We start from the raw sequence: 13,879 nt of genomic DNA, 5'->3' as shown, positions 1-13,879 counted from the left end.
ATCATCGTGCGTTCGGTGAACCGCGCTCAACGTCTGACCGAATACCGGTGCCGCAGTGGGCGTTACGCTCGTCCCGTGCTCGATTCACGGACCGCCGGGCCGCCGCGATGTGCCCTGATCTTTCCCGGCCAGGGTGCGCAACGTCCGACGATGGGCGAGCGATGGCGCGACACCGCGCAGTGGCGGATCGTCGACGAGGTCTCCGGCTGGACGGGGCGCGATATCGCCGAGTTGCTCCTGCGCACCGGCGAATCGGAGTTGCGCCGAGCGGATTCCGCACAACTGGCGATCTTCACCATGTCGTTGCTGGCGCTGGATTACCTGACCGAGCGTCGCTCGATCGGCCCGATACACGCCTGCGCCGGACACAGCCTGGGGGAGTACACCGCACTGGTGGCGGCGGGAGCACTGACACCCGAAACCGGTGCGAAACTCGTGGCCGCGCGAGGTGCGGCGATGCGCTCCGCGACGCTGCGGTGGCCCGGCACGATGGCCGCGATCCTCGGTGCAAGCAGCGAGGTGGTCGAGGCGTTCGCCGCCGCGGCGCGCGCCGGTGGCGCGCGGGTCTGGGTGGCCAACCTGAACGGGCCGCGCCAGGTCGTGGTGTCGGGCACCGTCGAGGGCGTCGACGCGGTGACCCAGGACGCGAAGCTGGCGCGGCTGAAAGTGGTGCGGATACCGGTCGGCGGTGCGTTCCACACCCCGCTCATGCGGCCCGCGGTACCGCTGCTGCGGCGGGCCTTGGCGGCGGCGGAGTTCGAGCGGACCGATGTGGCGGTCGTCGCGAACGTCGATGCCGGGCTGTACACCGCCGCGCGCTGGCGGGCGCTGGCCGAACGGCAGCTGACCGCGCCGGTGCGGTGGACTGCCGTGCTCGCGACGCTGACGCGCCTGGGTTGTACGCGACTGGTGGAGGTGGGGCCGAGCCGGATACTGGCGAAATCCATCGGCCGCGGCGACCCTGCGCCGACGGTGCGGTACTTCGGCTACCCAGGGGAGTTCGCGCCGTGACGGGGGATCGGGCCGGACTGCGGTTGACCGAATTGGATTGCGTCCATCTACGTCTCGACAGCGCCGGGCATCCGATGCACTGGATGCTCGCGCTCCGGCTGGAGCCGGGCGCCCCGATCACGGTCGACCGGCTGCGGGCTCGGGTGGCCGCGCGCGCCGGGGCACACGCGCTGTATGGGCTGTGCCTGCCTGAGCGGCCGCGCCGCCGACCGGCTTTCGCCGCGGCCGTGGATCCGGCTGTGCGGGTGCGGCACACCGCGGTGCCCGATCACAGCGGTCTGCTCCGATTGATCGAGCAGCGCATGGCCACCGCGCTGCCGCGCGGCGTGCCGCCGTGGGACATCACCCTGGTCGACGAGGCCGACCGCGGCGGCCAGACGGTGCTGCTTCGCGTGCACCACTGTCTGAGCGATGGACTGGCCGCACCGGGCTTCGCGGCCTTGGTCGTCGACACCGCCACCGCGCACGACTACGACAGATTCGTTACCGCGCAACGTTTTCCCTTCAAGCGCGCACTCACCTGGCGTACCTGCACCGAGGTGCCCCGGCAGTATCGCGCCGCGCGTCCGCTGCGCCGAGCGGGCCGGGTGCTGCCGTTCCCGCCCGCGGACTGCGCCCGGCAGGTGGCCGAGTTCTCGATCCCGATCCGGACATTGCGGCAGCACGCGGCGGACGCGCGGGGGTCGAGCACCGAATACCTGCTGGCGGCGGCCGCGGCGGCCTATCGGCAGCTGATCCCCGGAACCGATCGCGACGGGCTGCGGGTCATGGTGCCGGTCACCCTCGACGCGGCGGCGCGACATACCGGAAATGCCACGGTGTCCGCGTTCTTGGCGGTCGATCCGCCGGGACCGGGGATTACGGATCAGGTCAGGGTGGTGCGGGAGCGGTTGGCCGCCATCGACCCGGTGGACCAGGGCCGCGCGCTGGCCTCGGCCGGGGCGGATCTGCAATACCTGCCGTGGCGGGCGCAGACCCGGTTGATGGCACGGATGGTGCGTGACACCTGCCGGCTCAGCGTCAGCGTCACCCCCGGATTCGCGATGCGGCGCACCATATTCGGGCACAGCGTCGATGCGACGGTGCCGTTCTCGCCGCTGATGGCCGACGAATTGATGGTGACCGCGTTGATCCTGCGTGACCGGCTGACCGTCGGCGTGGTCGCCGACCCGAAGGTATTGCCCTGTGCCGTTGGGGATTTCGCCGAACGTCTGCGCGCGCTGGTGCTGAGCTCGGTGTAGCGCGGTGCGGGCTACGGATTCCAGCGGGTGATCTCGGAGATCACCATTCGTTGCGGCAGTGCCCGCAGCATGGCGTTGCGCAGCGCGCTGCCGAACCTGGTGCGCCGCTGCATCACCGGGATCAACCAGCGTGAACGGTTCTGCACCGCGTCGACCCTGGCCCGGCGGCGCTGTACGTATCGCCGCAACGCCTCGGGGGCCTGGGCGGCGTCCACCTTCGACAGTTCCTCGGCGAGCACCAGCGCAGATTCCATTGCCATCGACGCCCCGACCCCCGCTGTCGGCAGAAACGCCGCGCCCGCGTCGCCGAGCAACACCACGCGTCCGAACCGCCACCGCGGCAACCGAAGATCGTCCAGGTCGAAGCAGCCGACGCGATCGACGGCGTCGAGCGCGTCGATCATCCACTCCATCGGCCCGGCCACCCCGGCCAGTCGATCGCGCAGCCGGGCCGGAGTGGCGGGCGCGCCCGCGGCCGGCAGCGCGGCGGCACAGCCTACCGATCCGGTGGTGGGGTTGTAGCCGAAATACCGTCCGACTCCCCAGAATTCGTGCGATTCGTCGGCCGCCACCGCGTGACCCGGCGTCCACCAGGTCCACAGCCGCAGGCCGCTGCGGCGCATGCGCACGGGGCCCGCGACCAACCCGCGTACCGCCGAATCGATGCCGTCGGCACCGACCACCACATCGAATTCGGCCGTCGTGCCATCGTCGAAGCGCGCCAGCACGATTCGTTCGTCCTGCTCGAGACCGGTGACGGTGCGCGCCATCTGTACCGGGGTACCGCCCCCGTAGGATCCGAGCAGTTCGATGAGTTCGGCGCGCCGCAGCGCCCGGGGCACACCGGCGCCGAGTCGACCGCCGAAGTCGAACGTGCGCAGCGGTTTGCCGCCGTCGACGTGGGTGGCGTAGGTGTTGATCGGCACGGTCAGCGTGTCGAACCGGTCGCCGAGATCGAGGTGCCGTACCACCGCGCGGCCCATCGGCCACAGCGTGATCACGTATCCGACATCCCCGTATCGGGCGACCCGTTCGACGACCATGGGCTCGATGTCGTTGCGCCGCAACGCCGCGGCCAGGGTCAGGCCCGCGATACCGCCGCCCACCACCAGGATGCGCGGCGTCATGGCCGGTCCTTTCGTGCCTTGTGCACGCTCCGAGTCTATTTCCGCGGCGGGGGCCGGATCATCGTCCGACAGTTGATCTCCGCACCGCACCGGGCCGTTCGTTGAGCGCGGCCGGATCATTCGATCCACGACCGCCGCCCGGCCGCTGGATAAGGTGGAGCTGTGTCCGAGGCCACCCTGCACGTGCTGCTCGACATCGTCGAGACCGACCTCGGGATGGTGGTGCCGCAGGAGGAGCCCACGCAGATCGCGGTCGGCGATCTCGGCGTCGACTCGGTCGCGGTCGCGATCGGTCTCGTCGCCATCGAAGAACGCCTCGGCGTCCGGCTGACCGAGCGCGAGTTGCTCTCCTGCTGGACGATCGCCGATATGGTCGAACTCATCGACGCGGCGCTGCGTTCGGCGGCGGGATCGGCCGAGTAGGTCAGCGGAACTGCCGAGCGACTCGTCCGATCTCGGTGACCGGCGGTTCGTCGTAGAGCCACTCGCGGGCGATTCGGTGCCAATTGTTGGTGGTCTCCAGCTGTCCCAGCGCGGCGAAGGTGAACAGATCGGCGCGGCGGGAGAAGACGTGTTCGGCGGGCAGCCGCTGTTTGCGCATGCCGCGGAACTCGGCCGCCCTGGGGTCGACGGCGAGAATCAAAGCCCCCGTGGCGAGTTCGGGGGTGATGGTGATCTCCTCGTCGACCAGGTGCCAACCGGCGGCGGCCCAGACGTAATCGAGTACCTCCTCGGCGTCCACACCGGAGTCGGGATCGAGGATGCCGCGCGCGACCCACATGTCGAACAAATCGTCGGCGCGGCATTCGCCGGCCGCCTGCAAACAGGCACGTTCCACCTCGACGTGCTCCGGATCCATCCGGTGGTAGAGGCCGAAATCCACGAAACCGAGCCTGCCGTCGGCCGCGAGCAGGATATTGCCGGGATGCGGGTCGCCGCAGAATTCGAGATCGGTGAACAGGGATCCGACGTAGAAGCGATAGATCAGCTCGCCGATCCGGTCCCGATCCGCCGTGGGCAGCCGCCGAATCTCTTGGTAGGGCTGCCCTTCGAGGTACTCGGTCACCAAAACCTGTGGACCGCAGAACTCTTCGACGCTGTCGGGCACCGTGACGAACGGGTGTCCGCGGTAGCGCGTGGCCACCCGGTGCTGGGTCCGCGCCTCGCGCAGGTAGTCGAGTTCGCTGCCGATATTGCGCGCGATCTCGTCGAGCACCTCGGCGTCGGCGGCGCTGGGCAGCATGGACTTCCACAGCTTGCTGAACATCGCCAGATTGCGCATGTCCGCCTCGACGGCGGCGTCCACTCCCGGATATTTGACCTTGACCGCGACCTCGCGTCCGTCGTGCAACCGGGCCCGGTACACCTGGCCGATCGAGGCCGCGGCGATCGCGGTTTCGTCGAAATCGGCGAAAACCCGTGCCAGCGGCCCGAGATCGTCCTCGATCACCGCGCGCATGGTCGAAAACGCCACGGCGGGGGCCTGATCGCGCAATTCGGCGAGCTTGACCCGGAACATCTCGCGATGCGATTCCGGCAGCAGATCGACGTCGAGCACCGAGAGCATCTGCCCGAGTTTCATCGCCGCGCCCTTCAGGCCGCCGAGCACGGTGACGAGCTGTTGTGCCGCTTGCAGTGTCGATCGTTCGGCGAGTACCTGCCGGGCGGCTTCGGGCTTCCCGACCATGGACAATCGGGTGCCGACGCCCCGCAGGGCCTGGCCCGCGGCCAGGCGGCCGAGCTTGCTGCCGCGCGCGAGACGGCCCTTCGGCACCCGATCGCCCACTGTCGTACCTCCGTTGGCCCAACATGCCGCGTGACGCGGTGGCACCCACTCTCGCATACTTCCGCCCCGGTCTAAACTGAGCGAAGCTCATTTTTTGCACGACAGCAGGCAGGAGTACCCGATGCCGTCGAAAGCCGTGGGGGAGCGCAGGCGTCCTACCCAGGAACGCGCCCGGGCCACGCGCGAGCACATCCTCGATACCGCCGCCCGGCTGTTCGGCGAACGCGGTATCGCCAACACCTCGACCAACCGGATCGCCGCCGAGGCCGGGGTCAGCATCGGCACGGTGTACCGGTACTTCACCGATCGCTCCGTGATGGTCGAGGAACTACTGCGGCGCCTGCTCGAGAACATCGAGCGCCGCTTCTCCCAGCGGGTGTTCGGGCTCGGCGAGAAGCCCAGCCTGGAGGTGATCACCGAGATCCTGGAGGTGATCACCGACGAACTGGTGGAGAACGCGCTGCTGGTGCGCGCGCTGGTGGCCGGGGTGCAGTTCTACAACAGCGGTATCCCCGAGTTCGAACCGCGGCTGCGACTGCTGGTGAAGGTGATGGTCATCCAGGTGCTCGGCCCCGGTGACGACCACGAGTACGACGTGATGACCTTCGTGCTGATCAACACCGGTTTCGCCGCGGTACTGCGCGCCTCGGCGCTCGAGGTGGACAGCGCCGAGCGGGCCGAGGCGGTCCGGATGACGGCCAGGATGATGGCCGCCTGGATGGATACCGAGATCAAGCGGGTCCAGGCCTGAAAAAGTGAGCACCTCGCTATCTCCGGTACTGCGCGACACACCATGCCGTGCGCCCCGGTCTGGCATTTCTCCTGGTGAGCGGCGGTAGGCGGGCTCGTCACCGGCCGTGCAAAGAGGAGTAGAAGGTGAGCGGGCGCTCGGTTTACCGTTGCTGCCAAGAACAAAGACCCCGGTAACAATGAAGTTCTCGGCGTGGCAGAAGTCCTCGGTTACTTGCCGCCAACGCCGCAGCAACTGCGGAGTAGGGAGACCAGGAGGCCACTGGTGACCATCGACAGTCTCGATCGCCCCGAATGTGGTGTGCTACGCCGCCAGATCTCGTCGTCCGCCCGCGATCTCGACGTGTTGACGCGGACCGTCATCACCCATCTGGCGGCCGGCCCGATGGCGGAGACCGTGCGGCGCGGCGAGGTCAAAACCGTGGTGCGGATCTGCCTGGAGTGGTTGATCCAGCGGTTGAACGGGCATCCGGTGCCCACCGTCACCGACCGGCTGGAATCCGCCGCGGGCGAGTGCGCCCGCGCGGGCATCCCCATCGACACGGTGCTGCACGCGGTGAACGAGGGGTGCAAGCTCGGACTGGACCTGATCGCCCGGCCCGGCCCCGCGGAGACGCTCGGCGTGGTGACCGGCATCGCCCGGGTGGTCGAGCTGTCCAAACTGGTCACCGTCGAGGTGAGCAAGGCCTACGTCCGCGAGCACAAGGCGGACGCGGCCGAACATCAAACCGAGACCCACAACCTGACCTCGGCGCTGCTCGGCGGACAACTGGGGGGCAGCGAGTTGTCCTTCGCCGCAGAGTATTTCGTGCTCGCCGTCGCGCTGCCCGCCCACCCCGACGAAGGACGGCCCGGGCTGGATCGGCAGGTGGTCGCCCGGCGCAAGCTGCGCCGCCTGCAATCGGCGCTCGCGACCGAACTCGGCGGCCAGGCGCTCTCGCTGCTCTCGGTCGACGGTGGCACGATACTCGTGCCCGGCACCGCGCGCGCCGACGCCGAACTCGACGATCTGGTGCAGGCGCTGGCCGCGGCGGCGTGCGTGCCGATCACCGCCACCGTCGTGCTCGCCCGTCCCGAGGGGGTGCCCGCAGCGGCCCGGCAGGCGCACGAATTGCTCGATACCGCACAGCGATTGGGTCGCGGGCCCGGCGTGCACCGCTTCGCCGAACTGGCCTTGCAGCATCAGTTGAGTCGTCCGGGGATCGGCCGCGACCTGCTCGGCCATCATCTCGCGCCGCTGGACGAACATCCGGATCTGCGCGAAACCTTGCAGCTCTACATCGACAGCGATCTGAGCAGGCAGCGCACCGCCGAACAGCTCGGGGTGCATCCGAATACCGTCGACTATCGGTTGCGGCGCATCGGGGAACTGACCGGCTTCGACCCGGCCCGAGCCGGTGGATTGTGGTATCTGCGTTCGGCATTGGTGGCGCGATTGGGATTCGTCCCATCGGACGGCCCGCCATAGTGATCGGTCTCGAGTAACAGCCGCGCGAATATATATCGAGGTCACAGCCTGGGTCGCGGCATCACAGCGCGGTGCGGCCGACGGCGGTGAATTATCCAGGAACGGAACGGAATCAGTGCTTTTCGCCGGTAATCGGGCGAATCTTGTTGCGTATTCTTCCCTTTGTGCCGAGGCCATTGTCGTCTCGTACATGACGCCGCGGAGAAATTATGCGCAACAAGAATTCCGCTCTGCTCCGGCGAATCCTATATCCGGCCACGGGACTGCTGGCGGGGCTCGCGGTCGCGGTCGCGCAGTGTCCCGCGCACGCGGAACCGATCAGGCATGCGGACGCGGTGCAGGCTTTGCCCGCGCCGCTCGCCGAACTGGTCGGCGCCGTGCTCTCGGCGTTGGAAAACCGTGCACCGCTGGTGGTTTCGCCTCCGCCGCCGCGGTACGCGCCCGGCACCGCGATCGTGGTCCTCGGCTACGGTCTGCTGCCCGACGGCACGATGCGCCCGACCCTGGTCGACCGCCTGCGGGCGGGCTGGCTCGAGGCGGTGCTCGCCCCCGCCGCGCCGGTCATCGTGACCGGCGGCAACCCGCACAACGGCGTCACCGAGGCGGACGCGATGGCGCAGTGGCTCATCGCGCACGGCATCGCCCCCGAACGCATCCACCGGGAGCCCCTGGCCCGCTCGACCGTCGAAAACGCAACCCATTCCGCCCGCCTCATGCGCGAAATCGGCACGACCACCGCCGTAATCGTCACCTCCGCCGACCACATAGACCGAGCCGCCACAGATTTCGCCGCCGCCGGGGTGAAGGTCACCGCGGCCGTCGCCGCCGAGCAGGTGCCGGAACCGGGTGCGTGAGCGCGCCAAGTCAGTTGCCGCACCCGTTCCGTGTTCCCGCACCCGCTGTGGCCTGACACAGCAGGTGCGGGAACACGGAACGGGTGCGTTTGATCGGGAGGGCGCGCGCGACGGGGCCATTACCTGGGAGGTAATGGTTTGGGGGTGGGGGTGTTCGTAGGATCGGGGGGTGACTGGGCGGACGGCGGGGGATTTGTTGCGGCATTGGCGGCTGGAGCGGCGGCTGAGTCAGTTGGAGCTGGCGGGGCGGGCGGAGACCTCGGCGCGGCATCTCAGCTTCATCGAGACGGGGCGGGCGACGCCGAGCCGGACGATGCTGGTGCATTTGAGCGAGCACCTGGAGATACCGTTGCGTGAGCGCAACCGGCTGCTGCTCGCGGCCGGGTATGCGCCCGCCTATGCGGAACCGGCGCTGGACACGCCCGCGATGGACGCGATCCGCGGTGCGATGGAGCAGATCCTGATCGGTCACGAGCCGTATCCGGCGCTGGCGATCGACCAGAACTGGACCATGATCGACGCGAATTCCGGGGTGGCGCTGATGCTCACCGGCATAGACCCGGCCCTGCTGCAACCGCCGGTGAACGCACTGCGCCTGAGCCTGCACCCGGACGGGTTGGCGGGCCGCATCGTCAACCTGGCGCAATGGCGCGGCCATCTGTTCGCGCGGCTGGCCAGGCAGGTCGAGGTCACCGGTTCGCCGCAGCTGGCCGAACTGTTCGAGGAGCTGCGCGCTTACCCCGGCGGCGAGATCGATCCGATGCTGCCCGAACCCGACCAGTCCGTGGTCCCGTTGCGATTGCGGCACGAGGGCGCGGAACTGTCCTTCCTGAGCGTCACCACCGTGTTCGGCACGCCGATGAACGTCACCGTCGCCGAACTCGCCATCGAATCCTTCTTCCCGGCCGACGAGGAGACGCGGAAGCAGCTCACCGCATGAACCTCGCCCAGCACCTCGACGCCCTGCTGGACACCCGGGTCCGCGCCGTGACCGATCTCGGGGCGAGTCACGCGTGGACGCTGCACCGCGCCGACTTGGCCGACGACCGTAGCGTTTTCGTGAAGGCGTCCGCCGAACCGACCACGGTCTTCGCCGCCGAGGCGAGCGGTCTGCGCTGGCTCACCACCGATGCCCTGGTCCCCGACGTGCTGGCCGTCGACGAACACCTCATCGCCCTGCCCTGGTTGGCCGATGTCGGCGCAACGGCCACGGCCGCGGAACGTCTGGGCCGTGAACTGGCTGCGGTGCACGCGAATTCACCGCAGACCTTCGGCGCGCTCTGGCCTGGGTGGATCGCCGAACTGCCCTTGGACAACACCGCTTCCCCCGGCCCGTGGGGGAGTTGGTACGCCGAATATCGTCTCGCCCCCTACCTGCCCGGTGCCGCACCGCATCTCGGTCCCGACGGAATTCGCTTGCTGGAGCGCGTGATCGACCGTATCGACCTGTTGGCGGGCCCGCCGGAACCGCCCGCGCGCATCCACGGCGATCTCTGGTCGGGCAACCTGATCTGGACCGCCGAGCGGGCCGTGCTCATCGATCCGGCCGCCCACGGCGGGCACCGGGAAACCGATCTGGCCGTGCTCGCCCTGTTCGGCGCCCCGCACCTGGACCGAATCCGCGCGGCCTACCACGAGTTCCATCCGCTGGCCGCGGGCTGGCGCGCGCGTATCCCACTGCATCAATTGCACCACTTGCTGATCCACGTGGTGTTGTTCGGCGGCAGCTACCGCGCGCAGACCCTCGCCGCAGCCACGGCAGCGCTGGCTAGCTGAATCGCGCGGTGGCTCAGCTGGTGACGATCGGCTGCTGCACTCGCGCGATCAGATGTTCCACCAACGTCATCAATACCGTCTTGCACGATCCCCGATCGCGGGCGTCACACAGCTGTACGGGAGTGTGCGGATCGAGGTCGAGCGCGTCGCGCACCTCGTCGACCGTGTACACCGGCGCCCCGTCGAAACAGTTCACGCCGACCATGAACGGCAGTCGCCGCCGCTCGAAGAAGTCCACGGCGGCAAACGAATTGCCCAGCCGCCGGGTATCGGCGAGCACGACGGCGCCGAGCGCGCCGCGGGCCAGCTCGTCCCACAGGAACCAGAAGCGGTCCTGTCCGGGCGTGCCGAACAGGTAAAGCACCAGGTCCCGGTCGATGGTGAGCCTGCCGAAGTCGAGCGCGACCGTGGTGGTGGTCTTCGACTCCACCCCGGACAGATCGTCGACGCCGGTGCTGACCTCGGTGATGAGTTCCTCGGTGCGCAGCGGGGCGACCTCGCTGATAGCCGAGACCATGGTCGTCTTGCCGACGCCGAACCCGCCGGCGACGAGGATCTTGACCGAGGCGGCCAGGTGCGGCGTGCCGCTCGGGTCAAATTTTTCGGATTCCATCCAGTACCGCTCGCAATATGTTGAGGTCTTCGGGCCCGGCTTCCGTCGGAACCGGAGCACGGAATATGAGTTGCCCGTCGCCGATCAGGTCGCCGACGAGGATCTTCGTCACCGCGAGCGGCAAACGCAACTGTGCCGAGACTTCGGCCACCGATTGCGAAACCCGGCACACCCGAAGGATATCGGCGTATTCGGGTTCGGTTCGGCGCAGTGGGCCCGCGGCTTCGTCGGTGACGACCGACGTGAGCATGTCCAGCTCGGGACCTGCTCCGGTGGTGCGCCCACGCGTGAGCGCGTAGGGCCGGACCAGCGGGCCGGCCGCCTCGTCGAACCAGGGCTCACGCGGTTGGGTCATGGCAGATGCGGTTCTCCCTGCCCGACGAGATCGTGTCTCGGCGTGGTGGACAGATAGGTGCCGACCCGTTGTACGGTCAGGTTCATCTCGTAGGCGACCATGCCGAGGTTCGCGGACTCGATCGCTTGCAGTGCGAGACAGGCGTTGTCGCCTGCCGAGGTGACGAACAGCACCGCCCGGTCCAATTCGATGACGGCCTGGCGCACGCCGCCGCCGTCGAAGCGGTTACCCGCGCTGCGGGCCAAACCGTAGAGCGCGGAGGACATCGCGCCGAAATGTTCGGCGTCCTCGCGGGTCATCGCGCTGGAGCGGCCGAGCAGCAGTCCATCGGTGGACAGCACCACCGCGTGCCGTACTCCGGCCAGCCGGTCGACGAGATCGTCGAGTAGCCAATTGAGATCACCTGTGGGAGTAGCGGACACGCCTACCCTTCCTGTTCGTCCGGGATGATAGCGGAGCGGCGGCCCTGCCTTGTCCCGTTCTCGATGGCGGACATGAGATCACGAGCCTGCTCCGCGGACCGTGCCTGCGGGGCGGGCGAAGCGGGCGGTTCGGGGGTCGGTTCCGCCAGCGGCGCAGCGAGATTGGCCTGCCTGCTGCGGCGCGGCAGGGCGGGCCTGGTGTCACCGTTGGGCTGCGGGGCGGCGTACTGCGGCGGCTGCGGGGCCGGGGATTCGAGCGCCAGGGTGGCGACGGCCCCGGTGGCGGGCTGCGGTGCGGCCGCCGATTCGGCGGCGGGTGCGGCGGGCAGGCGCCTGCGCCGACCGGGGTCGGTCAGCTCCGAAGGTGTCTGCGGCGGTACCGAATCGGTGACGATGAGCGCGGACGGAATGAGCACGATGGCCTTGATGCCGCCGTAGTCGGACTCCGAGAGCCGCACCGTGACACCGTGGCGCCCCGCGAGCTGGGCGACGACGAACAGGCCGAGCCGGGAGTCCGCCGACAGCGCCGCGACACCGAAATCGGGTGGGGTGCGCAGCATGTCGTTGAGCCGGGCGAGTTCGCCCTCGGACATGCCCATGCCCTGATCGCTGATCTCGGTGACCACGCCCTTGCCGACCACGTTGCCGCTCACCTCGACCCGCGATTGCGGTGGGGAGAACGCGGTGGCGTTGTCCACCAGTTCGGCGAGCAGGTGGATGAGGTCGGCGACCACGGTGCCGACCACGTGCACCTCGGGCAGCCGGGCCACCCGAACCCTGGCGTAGTCCAGCGTTTCACCGACCGAGCTGCGCACCAGATCCAACAGCGGCACCGGGTTGCGCCACTGCCGGCCGGGCTGGCCGCCGCCGAGGATGGTCAGGTTCTCCGCGTTGCGGCGTTCCCGGGTGGCCAGGTGGTCGAGCCGGAAGAGCGTGTCGAGCAGGATCGGATCCTCTTGCCGCTGTTCGGCTTCGTCGAGGATCTCCAGTTGCCGGTGCACCACGATCTGGCTGCGGTGCGCGATATTGAGGAAGACCGACTTCACGCCTTCGCGGGTGCGGGCCTCGGCGACCGCGGCGCCGATGGCCGCGGCGTGCGCGTGCTGGAAAGCCTTGGCGACCTGGCCGATTTCGTCGTGACCGAAGTCGAGCACCGGCGTTTCGACCGCGGGGTCGATGGTTTCGCCCTCGTTGAGCCTGCGCATCGTCTCGGGTAGCCGCTCGTCCGCCATCGCGATGGTCTGCCGGCGCAAACGCTTGAGCCTGCGGATGATCCGGTTGGCCAGCACCAGCGCGATGAGGAAGGCGACGATGCTGACCACGAGCACGCCGCCGCCCGCGTACAGCGAGTTGGCCGCGGAGTTGTTCGCCTTGTCCTCGGCTAGTTCCTGGGAGTGCCGGTTCTGGGCGATCCACACATCGATCAGGCCGCGGTTCACCTCGGACGCGGCGTTCTGCCACTCCGCGTTCGACAGCGGCAGCGCGGGCTGCTTCGAGCTGGTGGAGCTACTCGAACTGCTGGAACTGCTCGAATTATTCGAGCTGCTCGAATTGTTCGCGGCCGCCTGCGTGGTCAGATGCCGCTGGGCGACAGCCGATTCCATCAGCGACAGCTGCTGCCAGGCATTGCTGCCGGTGAGTGCCTGCAGCCGGTCGTGCTGTGCCTTGTCGGCGCTGAGTTCGGTGGTCAGGTTGCCGATCTCGGCGTGATAGAAGCCGACCTGGCGCAGGAATTCCTCGACCGGGATGGGCGTGGCTCCGTTGCTGGTGGAAAGCATGACGCCGAGCGCGTTGCTGCGCGACATCGCTTCGGCCGCATTGAGAAACCGCATGCCGTCGGCGATCGCGACGCCGATCTCGGTGTCCGGCGCGGTCTGTTCGGCGATGCCGGTGCCCACGGAGATCACGTCGAGCAATCGGTTGTAGAACATGTACGCGTCCGAGGGCGGCAGCTGACCCGCGTCGGTCGCCATCCGCACCTGCGTCATCTGGCTGAGCAGCGTGTTGAAGCCCGCGACGTCGTCGCCGATCTTCGAATCATCCACTTCGCGAAGGCCGTTCGATACCTCGATGAGTCCGCGCATCGCGCCGTCGAGGCGGATCCGGGCCGCGGCGAGGGCGGGCGGAACGGTGTCGTCACCGGCGAGCTGGGCCAGGGTCAGGCGGCGTTCCTGCTGCACTGCCTCCATGAGCTCTCTGGTCTGCGGGATGGCGTTCTGATTCTGTACCGCCCACTCTTTCGCCTTGGTCCCCTCGGCTACCAGGTACCCCGCTGCGCCCACGCCGACCACAAGCAGAGTCAGGCTCGGAATGAGCGCGATTGCCAGGATCCGCGTACGAACCCCGAGCCTCGCTCTGAACATCGGCACAACCTAAACCACAAAAGGGACTGGGCGGGACCAGTGTCCCGCTGAATGAGACTCGAGTTGACTTTCCAGTGAACGGCAGCAGACCGCGGTGTGACCGGCCGGCGCGG

The 13,879-nt window shown here is 68.5% G+C and carries 14 protein-coding genes; 8 read left to right on the top strand and 6 right to left on the bottom strand.

Annotation, left to right across the window (positions count from 1 at the left end; all coding sequences use genetic code 11):
* Positions 1-75: 75 nt before the first annotated feature.
* Together TY25_RS31245 and TY25_RS43295 are read left to right on the top strand one after the other, a co-directional pair.
* Positions 76-1,011 (top strand): ACP S-malonyltransferase, encoded by a 936-nt coding sequence (locus TY25_RS31245; protein WP_088606761.1) that lies wholly within the window; start codon positions 76-78, stop codon positions 1,009-1,011.
* Positions 1,008-2,252, top strand: coding sequence for a wax ester/triacylglycerol synthase domain-containing protein (locus tag TY25_RS43295; RefSeq protein ID WP_042262179.1), 1,245 nt, complete (start codon positions 1,008-1,010; stop codon positions 2,250-2,252). Before TY25_RS31245 ends, TY25_RS43295 begins: the two co-directional genes overlap by 4 nt.
* Before the next feature lie 11 nt (positions 2,253-2,263).
* Here the strand turns inward: TY25_RS43295 and TY25_RS31235 are convergent, their stop codons facing one another.
* Positions 2,264-3,379, bottom strand: a complete 1,116-nt coding sequence (locus TY25_RS31235; RefSeq protein ID WP_042262176.1) for an FAD-dependent oxidoreductase — start codon at positions 3,377-3,379, stop codon at positions 2,264-2,266.
* Positions 3,380-3,541: 162 nt separating this feature from the next.
* Between TY25_RS31235 and TY25_RS31230 the strand changes: the two genes are divergently transcribed.
* Positions 3,542-3,802: a phosphopantetheine-binding protein gene (locus tag TY25_RS31230; RefSeq protein ID WP_052383304.1), complete on the top strand. Its 261-nt coding sequence runs from the start codon at positions 3,542-3,544 to the stop codon at positions 3,800-3,802.
* A gap of 1 nt (position 3,803) precedes the next feature.
* Here the strand turns inward: TY25_RS31230 and TY25_RS31225 are convergent, their stop codons facing one another.
* Positions 3,804-5,165, bottom strand: a complete 1,362-nt coding sequence (locus TY25_RS31225; RefSeq protein ID WP_042262174.1) for an ABC1 kinase family protein — start codon at positions 5,163-5,165, stop codon at positions 3,804-3,806.
* 121 nt (positions 5,166-5,286) lie between these two features.
* Between TY25_RS31225 and TY25_RS31220 the strand changes: the two genes are divergently transcribed.
* The 5 genes from TY25_RS31220 (at position 5,287) to TY25_RS31200 (ending at position 10,013) form a co-directional block, all read left to right on the top strand.
* Positions 5,287-5,916: a TetR/AcrR family transcriptional regulator gene (locus TY25_RS31220; RefSeq protein ID WP_014986030.1), complete on the top strand. Its 630-nt coding sequence runs from the start codon at positions 5,287-5,289 to the stop codon at positions 5,914-5,916.
* Between the two features lie 264 nt (positions 5,917-6,180).
* The gene (locus tag TY25_RS31215) at positions 6,181-7,383 is read left to right on the top strand and encodes a PucR family transcriptional regulator (protein WP_042262172.1); all 1,203 of its coding nucleotides are present in this window, start codon (positions 6,181-6,183) and stop codon (positions 7,381-7,383) included.
* A gap of 209 nt (positions 7,384-7,592) precedes the next feature.
* On the top strand, positions 7,593-8,237 hold the full coding sequence (locus TY25_RS31210; protein WP_042262171.1) for a YdcF family protein: 645 nt from the start codon (positions 7,593-7,595) through the stop codon (positions 8,235-8,237).
* Positions 8,238-8,406: 169 nt separating this feature from the next.
* Positions 8,407-9,177 (top strand): helix-turn-helix domain-containing protein, encoded by a 771-nt coding sequence (locus tag TY25_RS31205; RefSeq protein WP_042262168.1) that lies wholly within the window; start codon positions 8,407-8,409, stop codon positions 9,175-9,177.
* Complete coding sequence (locus tag TY25_RS31200) at positions 9,174-10,013, top strand: fructosamine kinase family protein (RefSeq protein ID WP_052383303.1); 840 nt, start codon at positions 9,174-9,176, stop codon at positions 10,011-10,013. Before TY25_RS31205 ends, TY25_RS31200 begins: the two co-directional genes overlap by 4 nt.
* Positions 10,014-10,026: 13 nt before the next feature.
* On the opposite strand, the gene TY25_RS31195 is transcribed toward TY25_RS31200, so the two are convergent.
* The 4 genes from TY25_RS31195 to TY25_RS31180 are packed head-to-tail and all read right to left on the bottom strand — an operon-like array spanning position 10,027 to position 13,766.
* The gene (locus tag TY25_RS31195) at positions 10,027-10,626 is read right to left on the bottom strand and encodes a GTP-binding protein (protein WP_014986023.1); all 600 of its coding nucleotides are present in this window, start codon (positions 10,624-10,626) and stop codon (positions 10,027-10,029) included.
* Positions 10,607-10,981: a DUF742 domain-containing protein gene (locus TY25_RS31190; RefSeq protein WP_029900513.1), complete on the bottom strand. Its 375-nt coding sequence runs from the start codon at positions 10,979-10,981 to the stop codon at positions 10,607-10,609. The genes TY25_RS31195 and TY25_RS31190 overlap by 20 nt, the downstream gene beginning before the upstream one ends.
* On the bottom strand, positions 10,978-11,403 hold the full coding sequence (locus tag TY25_RS31185) for a roadblock/LC7 domain-containing protein (RefSeq protein WP_014986021.1): 426 nt from the start codon (positions 11,401-11,403) through the stop codon (positions 10,978-10,980). Before TY25_RS31185 ends, TY25_RS31190 begins: the two co-directional genes overlap by 4 nt.
* Positions 11,404-11,405: 2 nt before the next feature.
* Positions 11,406-13,766 carry a sensor histidine kinase gene (locus TY25_RS31180; RefSeq protein ID WP_042262244.1) on the bottom strand — a complete coding sequence of 787 codons (2,361 nt, stop codon included), beginning with the start codon at positions 13,764-13,766 and terminating at the stop codon, positions 11,406-11,408.
* Positions 13,767-13,879: the final 113 nt, after the last annotated feature.

Origin of the sequence: Nocardia brasiliensis NBRC 14402 (genome assembly GCF_000308475.2) — a bacterium.
GTDB classification, from domain to species: domain Bacteria; phylum Actinomycetota; class Actinomycetes; order Mycobacteriales; family Mycobacteriaceae; genus Nocardia; species Nocardia brasiliensis.
The sequence above is the reverse complement of the archived record's forward strand: the minus strand, read 5'-3'. Positions and strand labels throughout refer to the sequence as shown.